This window comes from Serratia sp. BNK-17 (assembly GCF_048684935.1).
In the GTDB taxonomy this organism is placed as follows: domain Bacteria; phylum Pseudomonadota; class Gammaproteobacteria; order Enterobacterales; family Enterobacteriaceae; genus Serratia; species Serratia nematodiphila.
This window is the reverse complement of sequence record NZ_JBLQTR010000001.1, coordinates 1057415-1072800: the sequence shown is the minus strand read 5'-3', so window position 1 is coordinate 1072800 and position 15386 is coordinate 1057415. Positions and strand designations below refer to the sequence as shown.

The window sequence follows — 15386 nt, the reverse complement described above, 5'->3', positions numbered from 1 at the left end:
GATCGTTAGGGGTAAGCGCATACCGATGTGCAGGGGCGTGAAAACGTTCCAAACGCCGGGCGTCTTGGGTAGACTGCGCTGAACCCATGGATTTTGGCGGCGCACAGATGGCAACGATACTCGAGGTGGCGAAAAAGGCCGGCGTTTCAAAGGCGACGGTGTCGCGCGTTTTGTCCGGCAGCGGCTATGTCAGCGAGGAGAAACGCGCGTTGGTGGAAAAAGCCATCGCGGAAACCGGCTATCGGCCCAACCTGCTGGCGCGCAGCCTGGCGACCAACACCACCCAAACCCTCGGCCTGGTGGTCACCAACACCCTCTACAGCGGCAACTATTTCAGCGAACTGATGGCGCAGTCGGCGCGCATCATGGAGGCGAACGGCCGCCAACTGATCCTGGCGGACGGCAAGCACACCGCCGAAGAGGAGCGGGCCGCCATTCAGTTTTTGCTGGATCTGCGCTGCGACGGGGTGATCATCTACCCGCGTTTTCTGTCGATCGCGGAAATGGACGAGATCGTCTCCCAACACCGCCAGCCGATTCTGGTGATCAACCGGCGGCTGCGGCGGAACGACAGCTACTGCATCTTCAGCGATCAGCACGCCGCCGGCGCGGCGGCGGTGGCGCACCTGATCGCGCGCGGGCATCGCGACATCGCCTTTATCACCGGCTCGCTCGATTCCCCCACCGGGCTGGAGCGGCTTTCCGGCTATAAATCCGCGCTGGCGCAGCAGGGCATTGCGGTTAACGAGGCGTTGATCGTCGAAGGGAAATGGCACGCGCAAAGCGGCGTGGCGGCGGTTGATACGCTGCTGGCCGGCGGGCAGCCGTTCAGCGCCATCGTCGCCGGCAACGACGAAATGGCCATCGGCGCGATGAAGCGGCTGGCGGAGCGCGGCGTGGCGGTGCCGGAGGCGGTATCGGTGATCGGCTTCGACGACATCCCATTGGCGCCCTATACCGTGCCGTCGCTGTCGAGCATGAAGATGCCGGTCACCGAGATGATCCAGGAGACCGTCAACCGCCTGCTGTCGATGCTGGACGGCGGCGAGCTCCGCAAGCGCCCCAGCTTCCCGGCCAGCCTGATCGAGCGCGAGTCGGTGGCGGCGGGGCCGTATTGGGGAAAGGAATAATCGCTACCCGTCTTTTTCAGGCGCTACAACGCTTGAACCCGCCTCTTCGACAAAGCAAAAATCCCCAGCGCGCTGCCCAATGCCAGGGTGCTGGCAAGTGCCGTGGATAGCGCGAACTCGCGTGTGTAGGGCAGCAGCAGGCCAACCGCAGAGATGCTGCCCAACAGCAGGCTAAAGAACAGCGCTTTTTTACGATAGGGCGCCTTTAGGTTGAGATAGGCGGCGACGGCGCAGACGATAAGTGTGCCACCGACGACGACCAACAGCGGCAGGATGATGAGCGCCCCGGCGAGGAGATTGGACAGCCCAACGTCCTCCACGCCGGCGTAAGAGACAATAAGAAACATGATGCCGATGGCTAACACCGTGCTCAGTTTGATGACGATATAGGCGCTCGCGCACAGGTTAAGCGCCTTTAATCCTACTATCATCACGTTGTTTGCCATCGTTCATCCTTGAGTTTGCTGGATATGGGGCGTGTTGGCCTGGGGAATGGTTTATCTTACCCCACCCCCCCAATCCTGCCCCGAATCTCCTCCTCCGGCAGATCCACACCAATAAATACCAAGGTGCTCTTGCGCTCTTCCTCCGGCAGCCATTCCCGATCCCAGTCGGCGTTATACAGCCGCTGTACGCCCTGGAACAGCAGGCGGCGCGGCTCGTCTTCGATGGACAGAATGCCTTTGTAGCGCAGCAGGTTGTCGGCGTATTCCAGCAGCAGGCCTTCCATCACCTCGGAGATTTGCATCAGCGGCAGCGGGCGTTCCAGCGTCACGACAATTGAGCGGATGTCGCTCTGCGGCTGCGGGATGCGGTGGAACAGCGGGGTGGCAGGCGTCAGGTTGAGTTTGTCGTTCAGCGTAAAGCCTTCGATGTCGAACAGCACGCTCAGATCGATGTCGCCGTGCGTCACCTGGTAGAGCGGCGCGCGGGCGTTCATCCGCTGCAGCCGTTGGATCAGCGCCTCGCAGTCCGGCGCCACGTCGGTTTTGGTCAACAGGATGCGGTCGGCGTAGCCCACCTGCGCCTGGGCGATGCTGAACTGGCTCAGTTGCTGCTCGGCGTGCGCCGCGTCCACCAGGGTGATGATGCCGTCCAGCAGGAAGCGCTCGCACAGGATCTCGTGCGAGAAAAAGGTCTGAGTAATCGGGCCGGGATCGGCCATGCCGGTGCATTCGATGATCAGCCGATCGAACGTCAGCTGGCCGCTGTCGACGCCGTCCAGCAGATCCAGCAGCGCGTCCGCCAGTTCGTTGGACTTGCTGCAGCAGATGCAGCCGTTGCTCAGGGTGGTGATGCGGCTGGCGCGATCGCCGATCAGCGCATCGTCGATCGGCACTTCGCCGAACTCGTTCTCGATGACCGCAATTTTATAGCCGTGTTCGGCGTTCAGGATGTGGCGCAGCAGGGTGGTTTTGCCGGCGCCCAAAAAGCCGGTCAGGATGGTGACTGCAATGGGTTTCATACGGATCCTTGTGACTGCGGGTTAACAGCAGCGCATGCCGCCTTTGCCGTCGCCGCCGTAGCGCGCTTGCTGGCGCTCGCGGAAAAATTCTTTATAGGTCATCACCGGCTTGTCCGGGTGGTTGTCTTTCATGTGCTGGACGTAGGTATCGTAGTCAGGCACGCCCACCAACATGCGCGCCGCCTGCCCGAGGTACTTCCCCGCCTGGCCGAGGTTTCCGAACATAAGCCTTCTCCAACTTTACCCTGCATCACTACAGCGCTTGCTTTAGCCTGATATTAGGGGAAGCCGGGGGATGGGGTTCCCGCAGGGATGCCCCACCTCCGGGTCGCCCCGGGTATCTCGATTGCATCGCGCCGCACGGCTGGCATCTTGCGATACGCAGGCCGTGCGGCTTTGGGTACTACTTAACGTTTATTATGCAGGGTATCCGTTAAATCACATCAATGCTGGGTCGAAACTTTGACCTCCCCCTCAGTTACGCCGTCGGCGGGCGCGGCCTGCGGCACCGGCACGTAAGGCGTTTCCTGGTCGGTGCGTTTCGGATTCTTGTGCGCCGCCAGCGCGGTTTTCACGCCGTAGAAGATGATGCTGTACACCACCAGCAGGAACAGAATGCTCAGCCCGGCGTTGGTGTAGTTGTTCACCACGATGTGGTTCATGTTGGCGATCTGCTGGGCGCTCAGCTCGGCGCCGCCTTCGGCGATTTTGCGTTTGTACTCGCCGGCCAGGAAGAAGAAACCTTCCAGCTGCGGGTTGTCACTGAACAGCTTCAGGCCCAGCGCGTAGGTGGTGCAGATCAGCAGCCACACCGCCGGCAGCACGGTCACCCAGATGTATTGGGTGCGCTTCATTTTAATCAGCACCACGGTGCCCAGCACCAGCGCCACGGCGGCCAGCATCTGGTTGGAGATGCCGAACAGCGGCCACAGGCTCTTCACGCCGCCGAGCGGATCCACCACGCCCTGATACAGCAGGTAGCCCCACAGCCCGACGCAGCCGGCGGTGCCGATGATGCCAGCCACCAGCGAGTCGGTTTTCTTCAGGAACGGCACGAAGTTGCCCAGCAGATCCTGCAGCATAAAGCGGCCGGAGCGGGTGCCGGCGTCCAGCGCGGTCAGGATGAACAGCGCCTCGAACAGAATGCCGAAGTGATACCAGAAGCCCATGTTGGCGCCCGGAATGATCTGGTGGAACACGTGGGCGATGCCCACCGCCAGCGTTGGCGCGCCGCCGGCGCGGTTCAGCACCGAAGGTTCGCCGATGTCGGTGGCGGTCTGCAGGATCTGTTCCGGGCTGATGACGAAGCCCCAGGAGCTGACCGCCGCCGCCGCGTGCACGGTCACGTCCTTCAGCGAAGCCATGATCATTGGCGCGTCTTCGGTGCCCAGGCGGTGCAGATCCGGCATGGTGATGCCCAGCGCCGCCGGCGGGGTGTTCATGGCGAAGTACAGGCCCGGCTCGATGATGGAAGCCGCCACCAGCGCCATGATGGCGACGAAGGACTCCATCAGCATCGCGCCGTAGCCGATAAAGCGCGCGTCGGTCTCATTGGCCAGCAGCTTCGGCGTGGTGCCGGAGGCGATCAGCGCATGGAAGCCGGAGACCGCGCCGCAGGCGATGGTGATGAACAGGAATGGGAACAGGGTGCCTTTCCACACCGGGCCGGTGCCGTCGACGAACTGGGTCACCGCCGGCATTTTCAGCTCAGGGTTGAGGATCACGATGCCGATCGCCAGCCCGACGATCACGCCGATTTTCAGGAAGGTGGCCAGGTAGTCGCGCGGCGCCAGGATCAGCCACACCGGCAGCAGGGCGGAGACAAAGGCGTAGCCGATCAGCGTGAAGGTGATGGTGGTGTCTTTAAAGGTCAGCGCCGGGCCCCAGTACGGGTCGTGCGCCACCACGCCGCCGAACCAGATGGCGGCCACCAGCAGCACGATGCCGATGACTGACACTTCACCCACGCGGCCGGGGCGCAGGTAGCGCATGTAGATGCCCATAAACAGCGCGATCGGCACGGTGGAGCAGACGGTGAACACCCCCCACGGGCTTTCCGCCAACGCTTTCACCACGATCAGCGCCAGCACCGCCAGGATGATGATCATGATCAGGAAGCAGCCGAACAGCGCGATGGTGCCCGGTATCGGCCCCATCTCTTTTTTGATGATCTCACCGAGCGAGGCGCCGTTGCGGCGCGAGGAGATGAACAGCACCATAAAGTCCTGCACCGCCCCCGCCAGCACCACGCCGCCCAGCAGCCACAGCGTGCCGGGCAGGTAGCCGACCTGCGCGGCCAGCACCGGCCCCACCAGCGGCCCGGCGCCGGCGATGGCGGCGAAGTGGTGGCCGAACAGCACGTTCTTGTTGGTTGGCACGTAGTTGAGGCCGTCGTTGTTGACCACCGCCGGGGTGGCGCGGCCGGCGTCCAGCTTCATCACCCTGGTGGCGATGTGCAGGCTGTAGTAGCGGTAGGCCACCAGATACACCGCCACCGAAGCGACGACGATCCACAGCGCGCTGATGTGTTCGCCGCGGCGCAGCGCCACCACGCCGAGGCAGGCTGCGCCGAGTATCCCCAGCAGCATCCACGGAATGTGCTTTAAAATCCCCTCTCGTTTCATGAGGTATCCTTAATTCCAGTCTGCAAAATATGAATGAACTCATCCGCTTGTAAGAGATGTCAGAGTGGCGCGGTGAGCCGTAGCGTCTTTCCCGAGGTAAGGCGGGTTTAGGAACAGCTCATCATCGCCGGGGGTAAGGGGGGAAGACAGGCGTATTTCGCTCAGCGGTCAGATCCGCCGGGTGAACGGTTGGATTGGCGGGGTGAGCGGTTTGCTGCATAACCAACAGCCGCCCGCCAGCCGCTGTTGCCAATGCAGCACCCGCTTTAACCCGCCGGCTTTAAACCCTAGGTTTATCAGCCAGATGCCTTAACACGGCGGTTGGCACGCATTCTGCTATCGGATTTATAACCAAAACAAGGTTTTCAATATTTGTAAATCAATAATGGTTATATGCGTGCCGCATCACGGCGCCAACGAGCAGAGGGAGAGAAGCATGTCAGCAGCAAACCACTCGCAGCAGCCTATTCAGTTCGCCTACTGGGTGCCGAACGTCTCCGGCGGTCTGGTGATCAGCAATATCCCGCAGCGCACCGGTTGGGACATCGGCTACAACCGCAAGCTGGCGCAGATTGCCGAGCGCGCCGGTTTCGACTACGCGCTCACCCAGATCCGTTTCACCGCCGGTTACGGCGCTGACAACCAGCACGAGTCGGTGTCGTTTTCGCAGGCGCTGCTGGATTCCACCGAGAAGCTGAAGGTGATCGCCGCGCTGCTGCCGGGGCCGTGGAACCCCACGCTGGCGGCCAAGCAGATCGCCACCATCAGCCACCTTTCGGAGGCGCGCATCGCGGTCAATATCGTCAGCGGCTGGTTCCGCGGCGAGTTCAAGGCCATCGGTGAGCCGTGGCTGGATCATGAGGAGCGCTACCTGCGCTCGGAAGAGTTTATCCGCTGTTTGCGCGGCATCTGGGCCGAGCCCAGCTTCAGCTTCGCCGGCGATTTTTATCGCTATCGCGACTACTCGCTGAAGCCCAAGCCGCTGGATCCGCTGCCGGAGATCTTCCAGGGCGGCAGCTCGCGGGCGGCGCGCGACATGGCGGCGCGAGTCTCGGACTGGTACTTCACCAACGGCAACAGCGTGGAGGGCATTCGCCAGCAGGTGGACGATTTGCAGACCAAGGCCAGGGCCAACCAGCACCGGGTCAAGGTGGGGGTGAACGGCTTCGTCATTGCCCGCGATACCGAGCAGGAAGCGCAGGCGGTGCTGCAGGAGATTATCGATCACGCCAACCCGGAGGCGGTGCAAGGATTCGGCCATGAGGTGAAGAACGCCGGGGCGGCTTCGCCGGAGGGCGAGGGCAACTGGGCCAAATCCTCGTTTGAGGATCTGGTGCAGTACAACGACGGCTTTAAAACCAACCTGATCGGCACGCCGCAGCAGATCGCCGAGCGCATCATCGCGCTGAAAGACGCCGGGGTGGATCTGATGCTGTTGGCGTTCCTGCACTTCCAGGAAGAGGTGGCGTTCTTCGGCCGCGAGGTGATCCCGCTGGTGCGCGAACTGGAGCGCCAGCGGGCGGCGGCCTGAGTTCAGTAAACCTGCCTGGCGTTGATGCCGGCGGGGAAAATGCCGGTGGCGAAAATATGCCCGTTGGCCTGGATCTGGTCGTCGGGCAGCATCTCCAGCGGGAACTCGCCTGACAGGCAGCTGAGAAAGGCGTTGCGATCGTCCGTGGTGGTAAAGCCGATCAGATCGTAGAACAGCAGCGAAGCGATCAGCTGGCGATGTTCCGGGATGCGCCGCAGCAGCGCCGCCGACGGGAACGGCAGGTGGAAGAAGAACGCGCAGGCATTCAGCAGCCCCTGCTCCTTCAACGCCTGGGCGCAGGGCAGCAGCTGGTAGTCGTCGATACAGACGATGTCGCCCGGGCACAGGTGCTCGCAGGCGATATCGGCGAAACGGCAGTTCAGCTGCCGGTAAGCGCGGTAGTTTTCCGGCGTGAAGTGCGCCTTCTCCGGCTGGTTGTGGAACACCGGCCACAGGCCGTCGTGGTAGTAGCCCTGATAGTGGCGGCGAAACTCCTCGATCGACAGCGGGAAGGTCACCTGATCGTAACCGGCGCGTTGGCGGCAACTGATCGGGCGCTGCGCGAAATTCTGCACGTCGCCGTTCCAGCCGAGCCACAGCCCCGGTTCGGCGTCGGCCGCCAACGTCCGGCCGGCGCAGGCCAGATCCTTGCCGTCGCACTGTTTGTTGGAAATCAGCACCAAACGAGACATCGGATTCTCCTTATCAGTGCAGGGCGCGCGGGGCGTGCGCCGCGCAGTCGGCGCGCCAGGGCGCTTGCAGCACGGGCAGTGTGACGCGCAGGCCGCGCAATGCCGGATGCGCCAGGCAGCAGCGCGTCAGCCAGCTTCCCAGCCCGACGCCGCGGTATTCGGCGCTGACGAACAGTTCGCTCACCGAGGCGAAGGTGGCGTAATCGGTCACCATACGGGCGAAGCCGAGCTGGTGGCGTTTGCGGTACAGGCCAAAGCACAGGCCGTGGCGCGCCAGGCGCTCCGCCGCCGTCCGATCCGGCAGGCTGAGGAAACGCTGGATCGCCTCGATATCCAATAACTGCCGATCGGTGCTGATATGAAAAACGCCTTTGCGCCAGCAGAGCAGCGGCTGTACGGGGGCCAATTGCGGTTGCATGTTCATGATTATCCTTAGGTTAACGAATCAGTGGATGGTTACAGCATCCAGCCGAGTTCGGCGGCGGTGACCTGTTCCTCGAAGCGGCGCAGTTCGGCGCTTTTGCAGGTGTGCCACAGGGTGCAGAACGCCGGGCCGAGCAGTTCGCGCAGCGGATCGCTGTGGCGGAACAGCGCCAGCGCCTCCTGCTGGCCGAGCGGCAAGGGGGCGGCGTTGTCGCTTTCGCAGCCGTTGGCGGCGGGCGGCAGCGGCAGCGGGTGTTCCAGCCCGTGCAGCAGGCCGCCGAGCATCACCGCCAGCGCCAGATAGGGGTTGGCGTCGGCGCCGGCCAGGCGGTACTCGATGCGCTGGTTGGCGCTGTCGGCGCAGGGCAGGCGCAGCGCCACCGTGCGATTGTTGTGGCCCCAGGAGGCGCGCAGCGGCACGTGCATGCCGGGGCGGAAGCGGCGAAACGCGTTGATGTTGGGCGCCAGGATCGCCATCGACGCCGGCATCAGCGCCAGCATGCCCGCCATCGCCTGTTGCATGTTGTCGCTCAGTTCGCCCGGCGCGCCGGTCAGCAGGTTCTCGCCGTGCTCGTTCTGCAGGCTGATGTGAAAATGCAGCCCGCTGCCGGCGGCGTGGGCGCAGGGTTTGGCCATAAAGCAGGCGTGCTGGTGATGCTGCTCGGCAATCTGCCGCGTCAGGCGTTTCAGCGCCATGATCTGGTCGCAGGCTTCCAGCACGCGCCGGCTGTGATGCAGGTTCAGCTCGTACTGGCCGGAAGCGGCTTCGGCCACCACGCCGGTCAGCGGCAGGCTTTGCAGCCGCGCGTGCCGTTCGATGTCGCTCAGCAGCGCATGGTGGCGCTCGGGCGCATCCACCGCGAAGCTCTGCGTCGGGCAGGCTTCCGCCTCGGCGGGGCGCTGCGGATCCTGCAGGTAGAACTCCAGTTCGGCCGCCACCACCGGGAAGCAGTTGCGCTCGTGCAGGCGCTTCAGCACCCGTTGCAGCACCACACGCGGCTCCAGCTCGCAGGCGTCGCCGTCGGCGTTTTGCATCGTCAGCAGCAGCTGGGCATGGCGCTCGGGATCGCGCGCGCAGGGGCGCAGCGTGCCGGGCACCGGCAGGCACAGCCGGTCCGGCTCGCCCGCCCGTTGCCCCAGCCCGCTTTCTTCAATCACTCGGCCGTGCAGATCCAGGGCGTAGATCGACAGCGGGAAGTAGCAGCCTTTTTCCAGGCCAAAGGCTTCGGCGATCGGTAGCCGCTTGCCGCGCAGCTGGCCGTTCAGATCGTGCAGATAAATATCCAGCTGTTCGGTATCCGGATAGCGCTGCAGATAGTGCTCCAGCTCTTTGCGGAAGGTGCGCGTCGGCGATGCGGGCAGCTCCGCCAGCAGAGGATTGAACCCGATAATATTAGAATGCATGGCGCGCTCCAGAACGAAGACCGGTCACGGCCAGAGGCAGGGATAAACGCATGAGACAACTCTCTTGTGAGGCCATAGCGGCGATGTGAAAAGGGTATCTGTGGCGGCAAAAACTGTCTGTAAAAACGCCGTAACGTTAACGGGGCGCGGAATAAAAATGCCGTAAAGAGCGCGGCGGGTTGGCCGCGCCGGCACGGTCTATACTGGCGAGATGGGTCGTGGAAGGAGTGATAACGATGAAGAGAATAGGGCTGCTTATCGCCGCGCTGGCCACGTTCAACGCCACCGCGTCTTCCCCACAGGCGTGGGCCGAGAGCGAACGGGCGATGCGCGCCGCCTGCCTTAAGGCCAGCGGGCTAAAAAACGCCAGGGTGGAAGGGGAGATTATTCACTACGGTGACGACGTCGGCTATTCGGCGCTGTTTATCGGCGGGCGCTACCCGCAGCCGTTTATGAAAAACCAGCCGGGCAGGGAGCTGTGCTTATATCAGCGCGCCACGCAGAAGGCGGCGGTGCAGGCGGTGGAGAAGGATTAGACCGACTTCAGGAGATAGTTCAGGAGACACATGATGATTAAGAGTGCTCCTTGTAACATTAATAGTCTGAAATCATTACGGATCCAATTTTTTAACCTTGGTGATGAAGCTGCTCGAACGAAATCGTAGGTTTTGGGGCTTAGCCAAACGTTGCGAGTCAGTTTTAATTTCCGGTTGTTCAAAATCCAACGAAACCACTGGGCTTTTAGTGAAACACCGATGAAGTTAAGGTTGTCCGCTATCACGACAAAAAGTGGAACAGGGTGTTTACTCACCACATAGTGTTGATAAAAGAGATCAAACTCTTTTTTATGAAGTCGATAGTAAATAAATTGGATAATAGCGATAAGAAGGAAAAGAAAGAATAGTAATACCACTAAGAGTTTTATCTCTTTTATGTAAGGCTCAATATAATTGATCATTTTTATACGTTGATTTTGATGAGATAAATAAAAATACAGCCCACGGTGGTAATCATGGCCTCTACGAGCAAAAGTATAAAATCCATCGCCAGCCACTTTTGTAGCTCAGGAGAGGCGGTTTTTTGCACGAAATCGTAGGTTTTCGCATCGAGCCAAACCTGATCCCTTATTTTTATTTTTTTCCTTTTCAGGATCCAAAGAAACCACTGTGCTTTCAATGAGGTTCCAAGCATGCCGAGGCTATCGGCAAAGGCGACGTAGGGCGGAATAAAATGTCCGCTGCCGGCGTAACGCTTATAGAAAGCATCAAACTCTTTTTTATGGCGACGGTAACCAATGAACTGGATGAAGGCGCTTAAAACCAGCAATATCAAACACGATATGACGATAAATTTCATCATTCACCTACCACTAACGTCGTCAAATAATCGGAACCCATGCCACCCAGTGTGGATCCTGCGGCGCCTCCTATAGCGGCTCCAGCGATACCACAAACGATCACACCTGTTCCTGCTGTTGCTGCACCCAACACAATTGAACAAGCTGCAATCGCAAGACCTGCACCTGCATTCCCTGCCCAAATCCCTGCCGCAGTACTCGCCGCAAAATGACTGTATCCCTTCACCGCGATCTTGGCGCACTCCTGTTCGCGGCCGGTGGTGCAGGCGTTGTAGACGTCGTTGGTGGTATTCAGCCCACTCAATCCGATGCCGATCCAGCCGCCGGCTTTCATAAACTTGGCCGCACGGCTGGCGCTGTCGACGTAGTTCGAATAACCCTTGATGGCACCGACGCCGGCGGTGCTCCACTCATGCACCAGCGATTTACTGGAGAGCCCCAGCGCGTGTTTGATTTGCGCATACTCTTTCATATTGAGTTGAGCACGAGTAAGGCGATTCAGTAACGGTTTTAATGTACCGAACAGCCGCGCTCGTTCCACCTGAAACTGGGTGCCAATCAATGCGCCACTCGTGCGGAACTGATTTTGGTAGGTTTTTTCAATCTCGACCAGGATATTTTTGATCTGGCTGAAGTAGCGTTCTCCGGCATCCGAAGCCAGCCCGACGACCGTTTCCCCATAGCTGGTGAAGGCGGCGATAGCGGCGTAATTGCGGTGCAAGAAGGTGGAGAAATCGCTGTCACCGGCTTTCACCGCTTTGCTGGTGCGGCTCTTGGCCTGCATCAGGGCGGCGATCTGCGTAGATTGATTATGATTGCGCGGATCGGCGACGATCAGCATTTGCCCCGGTTGAACCAGCGGCGTATCGGCATTGAGCTGCATAAAAAAACGTGCCGCTTCCGATGGCCTGCCACCGAACAGGTAGTTGGCGTGGAAGGCGAGCGGGCCGGTTTGTTGGGCGATGCAATAGCCCGGTGCGATGCTGCTGGACTTCTGTTCCATGTCGAAAAGCCTCCTTATTTTTAGGAAACTTAACATTTTCTACAGGGTGGTAACAGGTTCTGGCTCACGCTCTCGATCGGAGAATCATCTGAAAATACCGGTGCGACCTTACCCGCCACTTCCCGCCATCTCCCGTTCGATCACCGTCGCCAGCGCCTGCGCGGCGGAAGAGAGTTGGTGCTGCGCCAGGCGGATCAGGCCCACGCGCCGTTCGATGCTCGGGCCGATCAGCGGCACGCAGACCGCTCCCAGCTCATCCATCTGTTGCTCGCACAGCGCCGGTACCGCGCTGGCGCCGAGGCCGTTGGCCACCATGCGCCCGACCGTTACCAACTGGTGGCTTTCAAACGCCACCTCCAGCGTGCGGCCGCTGCGGGCCAGCGCCTGCTCCAGCAGCAGCCGCACCGCCGATGGCCGCTGCAGGGTGATGAAATCCAGCGTCAGCAGCTCTTTCCAGCTCACCTGCGCCTTGCGCGCCAGCGCCGAATCCTTCGGCACCACCGCCATAAAGCGATCGCGGCACAGCGGGGTGAAGTGCAGGGTGTCGCTCGGCTCCGGCTCGAAGGCGATGCCCATCTCCACCCGGCCTTCGCGGATCATTTCAAACACCTGCTCGTTGATGACGTCGTGCACCGCCACGTTGATGCCGGCGTAACGATCGCGAAACGCCTTGAGGATCGGCGGCAGCGGGTTGCCGGCGAACGACGGCATGGCGGCGATCGCCACCTTGCCCATCTGCAGGGTGAAGCGCTGGCGCATCGCCTCTTCCGCGTTGTCCCAATCCGCCAGCAGCTGGCGCGCCATCGGGAAGAAGGTTTCCCCCTCCGGCGTCAGCGTCACCCGGCGGGTGGTGCGCAGCAGCAGCGGCCCGCCCAGCGCGTCTTCCAGCCCACGAATCGCCAGGCTGAGCGCCGGCTGAGAAATATTCAGCCGCTCGCTGGCCTGGGCGAAGTTCAGAGTGTGAGCTACCGCTAAAAACGCGCGTAACTGTTTGATGCTCATTTTCATTTTGGCTGGCGTTAACTCTTTGTTAATTGTCGGTTAACGGTTGATTAATAAAAATTCTAAATGAATGCGGCATAAAAACAAAATTAACAAATCATTTTTGTGACCTGAAGATGCCCTCACGCAAGCCAGGGCATTTCGCCCTGCGCCGCAACATGCAGGGGCAACGATATGGCAGGGCTCGACAAACGCGTCGGCAGCTACCAGGAAGCGCTGGCAGGCCTGACGGACAACATGACGGTGCTGGCGGGCGGCTTCGGCCTGTGCGGCATCCCGGAAAACCTGATCGAAGAGATCCGCCGGCGCGGCGTGCGCGGCTTGACGGTGGTTTCCAACAACTGCGGCGTCGACGGGTTCGGCCTCGGGCGGCTGCTGGAAACCCATCAGATCCGCAAGGTGGTGGGATCGTACGTCGGCGAAAACGCGCTGTTCGAGCAGCAGGCGCTCAGCGGCGAGCTGGAGGTGGATCTCACGCCGCAGGGCACGCTGGCGGAGAAGATCCGCGCCGGCGGCGCCGGTATCCCGGCGTTCTTCACCGCCACCGGTTACGGCACGCCGATCGCCGAAGGCAAAGAGGTGCGCGAGTTCAACGGCCGCCCTTACATCATGGAAACCGCCATCACCGGCGATTTCGCCATCGTTAAAGGCTGGAAGGCCGATCACTTCGGTAACGTTATCTACCGCCACACCGCGCAGAACTTCAATCCGCTGATGGCGACCGCCGGGCGCATCACGGTGGTGGAAGTGGAAGAGATCGTGGCGCCGGGCGAACTGGATCCGGCGGCGATCCATACCCCCGGCATCTACGTCGATCGGCTGATCCAGGGCACCTTCGAGAAGCGTATCGAACAACGCACCCTGCGGGCATAAGGAGAATTCGCATGCTTACCCGTGAACAAATGGCGCAGCGCGTAGCGCAAGAGCTGAGAGACGGTTACTACGTCAACCTGGGCATCGGCATCCCGACGCTGGTGGCCAACTACGTGCCGGCGGGCATGGACGTGATGCTGCAGTCGGAAAACGGCCTGCTGGGAATGGGCGAGTTCCCGACCGAGCAGCAGCTGGACGCCGACATGATCAACGCCGGCAAGCAGACGGTCACCGCGCGCCTCGGCGCGTCGATCTTCGATTCGGCGCAGTCGTTCGCCATGATCCGCGGCGGCCATGTCGATCTGACCGTGCTGGGGGCGTTTGAAGTGGACGTCGAGGGCAACATCGCCTCGTGGATGATCCCCGGCAAGATGGTCAAGGGCATGGGCGGCGCGATGGATCTGGTGGCGGGAGCGGAGAACATCATCGTGGTGATGACCCACGCCGCAAAGGGCGGCGAGTCCAAGCTGCTGCCGCGCTGCACGCTGCCGCTGACCGGCGCCCGCTGCATCCGCAAGGTATTGACCGATCTGGCCTACCTGGAAATTGAAGACGGCGCCTTTGTGCTGCGCGAACGCGCGCCGGGTGTCAGCGTGGCGGAGATTGTCGCCAAAACCGCCGGCCGGCTGATCGTGCCGGAGCAAGTGCCGGAAATGCGTTTCTGAAACGGGAGGTGAATGTGCAACAACGTGAAGTGGTGATCGTGGCGGCGACGCGCACGCCGGTCGGCAGTTTTCACGGCGCGCTGGCGCCGCTGACGGCGGTGGAACTGGGCACGGCGGCGGTGCAGGGGCTGCTGGCGCAAAGCGGCGTGGCGCCGCAGCAGATCGATGAAGTGATCCTCGGCCAGGTGCTGACCGCCGGCTGCGGGCAGAATCCGGCGCGCCAGACCGCGCTCAACGCCGGGCTGCCCGTTACGACGCCGGCGCTGACCATCAACAAGGTGTGCGGCTCCGGTTTGAAGGCGGTGCATCTGGCGGTGCAGGCGATCCGCAGCGGTGACGCCGACGCGGTGATCGCCGGCGGCCAGGAAAGCATGAGCCAGTCGCCTTACCTGATGGCCGGCGCGCGCGCCGGCCTGCGCCTCGGTCACGCGCAGATGGTGGACAGCGTGATCCACGATGGCCTGTGGGACGCGTTCAACGACTATCACATGGGCATCACCGCCGAGAACCTGGCGGAGAAATACGCCATCAGCAGAGAAGAACAAGACAGGTTCGCGCTGCGCTCGCAGCAGAAGGCGCAGGCGGCGCAGCAGGCCGGGCGTTTCGCGCAGGAGATCACGCCGGTGACGGTGCCGCAGCCCAAGGGCGAAGCGCTACGGGTAGAGCGCGACGAACAGCCGCGCGACACCAGCCTGGAGGCGCTGGCGCGGCTGCGCCCGGCGTTTCGCAAAGAGGGCACGGTGACCGCCGGCAACGCCTCGTCACTCAACGACGGCGCCGCCGTGGTGCTGCTGATGAGCGCGGAAAAAGCCGCCGCGCTGCGTTTGCCGGTGCTGGCGCGCATCGCCGGTTACGCCTCGTCGGGCGTCGAACCGGCGATCATGGGCATCGGCCCGGCGCCGGCCGCGCGCCGCTGCCTGGAAAAAGCCGGTTGGCGGTTGGAGGAGGTCGATCTGATCGAAGCCAACGAAGCCTTCGCCGCGCAGGCGCTGGCGGTGGGTAAAGAACTGGGCTGGGAGGCGGAACGGGTCAACGTCAACGGCGGAGCGATCGCGCTGGGGCATCCGATCGGCGCGTCCGGCTGTCGCATTTTGGTGTCGCTGCTGTTCGAAATGCAGCGCCGCGGGGTGAACAAGGGGCTGGCGATGCTGTGCATCGGCGGCGGGCAGGGGGTGGCGCTGGCGGTAGAGCGCCCGTAAACAACCGAGGAGGGCACC

General features: G+C 61.9%; 16 protein-coding genes. 6 read left to right on the top strand and 10 right to left on the bottom strand.

Annotated features, from left to right (window positions below):
* Positions 1–107 precede the first annotated feature (107 nt).
* The gene (locus tag ACMGF7_RS05245) at positions 108–1130 is read left to right on the top strand and encodes a LacI family DNA-binding transcriptional regulator (protein ID WP_420286373.1); all 1023 of its coding nucleotides are present in this window, start codon (positions 108–110) and stop codon (positions 1128–1130) included.
* A gap of 23 nt (positions 1131–1153) precedes the next feature.
* On the opposite strand, the gene ACMGF7_RS05240 is transcribed toward ACMGF7_RS05245, so the two are convergent.
* The 4 genes from ACMGF7_RS05240 to ACMGF7_RS05225 form a co-directional block, all read right to left on the bottom strand.
* Complete coding sequence (locus ACMGF7_RS05240; protein ID WP_049243104.1) at positions 1154–1576, bottom strand: hypothetical protein; 423 nt, start codon at positions 1574–1576, stop codon at positions 1154–1156.
* 56 nt (positions 1577–1632) lie between these two features.
* A complete protein-coding gene (gene yjiA, locus ACMGF7_RS05235; RefSeq protein ID WP_420286372.1) occupies positions 1633–2595 on the bottom strand; it encodes a GTPase in 963 nt (320 codons plus the stop codon).
* Positions 2596–2616: 21 nt separating this feature from the next.
* Positions 2617–2820, bottom strand: coding sequence for a YbdD/YjiX family protein (locus tag ACMGF7_RS05230; protein WP_004953088.1), 204 nt, complete (start codon positions 2818–2820; stop codon positions 2617–2619).
* A gap of 218 nt (positions 2821–3038) precedes the next feature.
* Positions 3039–5219, bottom strand: coding sequence for a carbon starvation CstA family protein (locus tag ACMGF7_RS05225; protein WP_420286371.1), 2181 nt, complete (start codon positions 5217–5219; stop codon positions 3039–3041).
* 436 nt (positions 5220–5655) lie between these two features.
* Between ACMGF7_RS05225 and sfnG the strand changes: the two genes are divergently transcribed.
* The gene (sfnG, locus tag ACMGF7_RS05220; RefSeq protein ID WP_049239726.1) at positions 5656–6750 is read left to right on the top strand and encodes a dimethylsulfone monooxygenase SfnG; all 1095 of its coding nucleotides are present in this window, start codon (positions 5656–5658) and stop codon (positions 6748–6750) included.
* Between the two features lie 2 nt (positions 6751–6752).
* On the opposite strand, the gene ACMGF7_RS05215 is transcribed toward sfnG, so the two are convergent.
* From ACMGF7_RS05215 to ACMGF7_RS05205, 3 genes are read right to left on the bottom strand one after another with little or no spacing between them, the layout of a single operon-like run.
* A complete protein-coding gene (locus ACMGF7_RS05215; RefSeq protein WP_016929237.1) occupies positions 6753–7442 on the bottom strand; it encodes a trehalose-6-phosphate synthase in 690 nt (229 codons plus the stop codon).
* 13 nt (positions 7443–7455) lie between these two features.
* Positions 7456–7866 carry a GNAT family N-acetyltransferase gene (locus ACMGF7_RS05210; protein WP_049239727.1) on the bottom strand — a complete coding sequence of 137 codons (411 nt, stop codon included), beginning with the start codon at positions 7864–7866 and terminating at the stop codon, positions 7456–7458.
* A 32-nt stretch (positions 7867–7898) separates the two neighbouring features.
* Positions 7899–9269 carry a glutamine synthetase family protein gene (locus ACMGF7_RS05205; protein WP_033641727.1) on the bottom strand — a complete coding sequence of 457 codons (1371 nt, stop codon included), beginning with the start codon at positions 9267–9269 and terminating at the stop codon, positions 7899–7901.
* A gap of 236 nt (positions 9270–9505) precedes the next feature.
* Here ACMGF7_RS05205 and ACMGF7_RS05200 point away from each other — a divergent pair, with 236 nt between their 5' ends.
* Positions 9506–9805: a hypothetical protein gene (locus tag ACMGF7_RS05200; RefSeq protein WP_049239729.1), complete on the top strand. Its 300-nt coding sequence runs from the start codon at positions 9506–9508 to the stop codon at positions 9803–9805.
* Between the two features lie 424 nt (positions 9806–10229).
* Here ACMGF7_RS05200 and ACMGF7_RS05195 read toward each other — a convergent pair whose 3' ends face one another.
* The 3 genes from ACMGF7_RS05195 to ACMGF7_RS05185 form a co-directional block, all read right to left on the bottom strand.
* Complete coding sequence (locus tag ACMGF7_RS05195) at positions 10230–10628, bottom strand: hypothetical protein (protein WP_420286370.1); 399 nt, start codon at positions 10626–10628, stop codon at positions 10230–10232.
* Positions 10625–11629 (bottom strand): hypothetical protein, encoded by a 1005-nt coding sequence (locus ACMGF7_RS05190; RefSeq protein WP_044029785.1) that lies wholly within the window; start codon positions 11627–11629, stop codon positions 10625–10627. Before ACMGF7_RS05190 ends, ACMGF7_RS05195 begins: the two co-directional genes overlap by 4 nt.
* A gap of 108 nt (positions 11630–11737) precedes the next feature.
* Positions 11738–12637 carry a LysR family transcriptional regulator gene (locus ACMGF7_RS05185; protein ID WP_049239731.1) on the bottom strand — a complete coding sequence of 300 codons (900 nt, stop codon included), beginning with the start codon at positions 12635–12637 and terminating at the stop codon, positions 11738–11740.
* Between the two features lie 168 nt (positions 12638–12805).
* Here ACMGF7_RS05185 and ACMGF7_RS05180 point away from each other — a divergent pair, with 168 nt between their 5' ends.
* Genes ACMGF7_RS05180 through ACMGF7_RS05170 form a run of 3 tightly spaced genes read left to right on the top strand, consistent with a single transcriptional unit; the run spans position 12806 to position 15368 of the window.
* Positions 12806–13504, top strand: coding sequence for a CoA transferase subunit A (locus ACMGF7_RS05180; protein ID WP_004933280.1), 699 nt, complete (start codon positions 12806–12808; stop codon positions 13502–13504).
* Between the two features lie 11 nt (positions 13505–13515).
* A complete protein-coding gene (locus ACMGF7_RS05175; protein ID WP_015376496.1) occupies positions 13516–14169 on the top strand; it encodes a CoA transferase subunit B in 654 nt (217 codons plus the stop codon).
* Between the two features lie 14 nt (positions 14170–14183).
* Positions 14184–15368, top strand: coding sequence for an acetyl-CoA C-acetyltransferase (locus ACMGF7_RS05170; RefSeq protein WP_164095941.1), 1185 nt, complete (start codon positions 14184–14186; stop codon positions 15366–15368).
* Positions 15369–15386: the final 18 nt, after the last annotated feature.

Bases quoted from the DNA above. Each gene is read 5' to 3' on its own strand.
- yjiA (WP_420286372.1), bottom strand. From the start codon at position 2,595: ATGAAACCCATTGCAGTCACCATCCTGACCGGCTTTTTGGGCGCCGGC.
- ACMGF7_RS05225 (WP_420286371.1), bottom strand. From the start codon at position 5,219: ATGAAACGAGAGGGGATTTTAAAGCACATTCCGTGGATGCTGCTGGGG.
- ACMGF7_RS05230 (WP_004953088.1), bottom strand. From the start codon at position 2,820: ATGTTCGGAAACCTCGGCCAGGCGGGGAAGTACCTCGGGCAGGCGGCG.
- ACMGF7_RS05200 (WP_049239729.1), top strand. From the start codon at position 9,506: ATGAAGAGAATAGGGCTGCTTATCGCCGCGCTGGCCACGTTCAACGCC.
- ACMGF7_RS05195 (WP_420286370.1), bottom strand. From the start codon at position 10,628: ATGATGAAATTTATCGTCATATCGTGTTTGATATTGCTGGTTTTAAGC.
- sfnG (WP_049239726.1), top strand. From the start codon at position 5,656: ATGTCAGCAGCAAACCACTCGCAGCAGCCTATTCAGTTCGCCTACTGG.
- ACMGF7_RS05185 (WP_049239731.1), bottom strand. From the start codon at position 12,637: ATGAAAATGAGCATCAAACAGTTACGCGCGTTTTTAGCGGTAGCTCAC.
- ACMGF7_RS05190 (WP_044029785.1), bottom strand. From the start codon at position 11,629: ATGGAACAGAAGTCCAGCAGCATCGCACCGGGCTATTGCATCGCCCAA.
- ACMGF7_RS05210 (WP_049239727.1), bottom strand. From the start codon at position 7,866: ATGAACATGCAACCGCAATTGGCCCCCGTACAGCCGCTGCTCTGCTGG.
- ACMGF7_RS05180 (WP_004933280.1), top strand. From the start codon at position 12,806: ATGGCAGGGCTCGACAAACGCGTCGGCAGCTACCAGGAAGCGCTGGCA.
- ACMGF7_RS05245 (WP_420286373.1), top strand. From the start codon at position 108: ATGGCAACGATACTCGAGGTGGCGAAAAAGGCCGGCGTTTCAAAGGCG.
- ACMGF7_RS05240 (WP_049243104.1), bottom strand. From the start codon at position 1,576: ATGGCAAACAACGTGATGATAGTAGGATTAAAGGCGCTTAACCTGTGC.
- ACMGF7_RS05175 (WP_015376496.1), top strand. From the start codon at position 13,516: ATGCTTACCCGTGAACAAATGGCGCAGCGCGTAGCGCAAGAGCTGAGA.
- ACMGF7_RS05215 (WP_016929237.1), bottom strand. From the start codon at position 7,442: ATGTCTCGTTTGGTGCTGATTTCCAACAAACAGTGCGACGGCAAGGAT.
- ACMGF7_RS05205 (WP_033641727.1), bottom strand. From the start codon at position 9,269: ATGCATTCTAATATTATCGGGTTCAATCCTCTGCTGGCGGAGCTGCCC.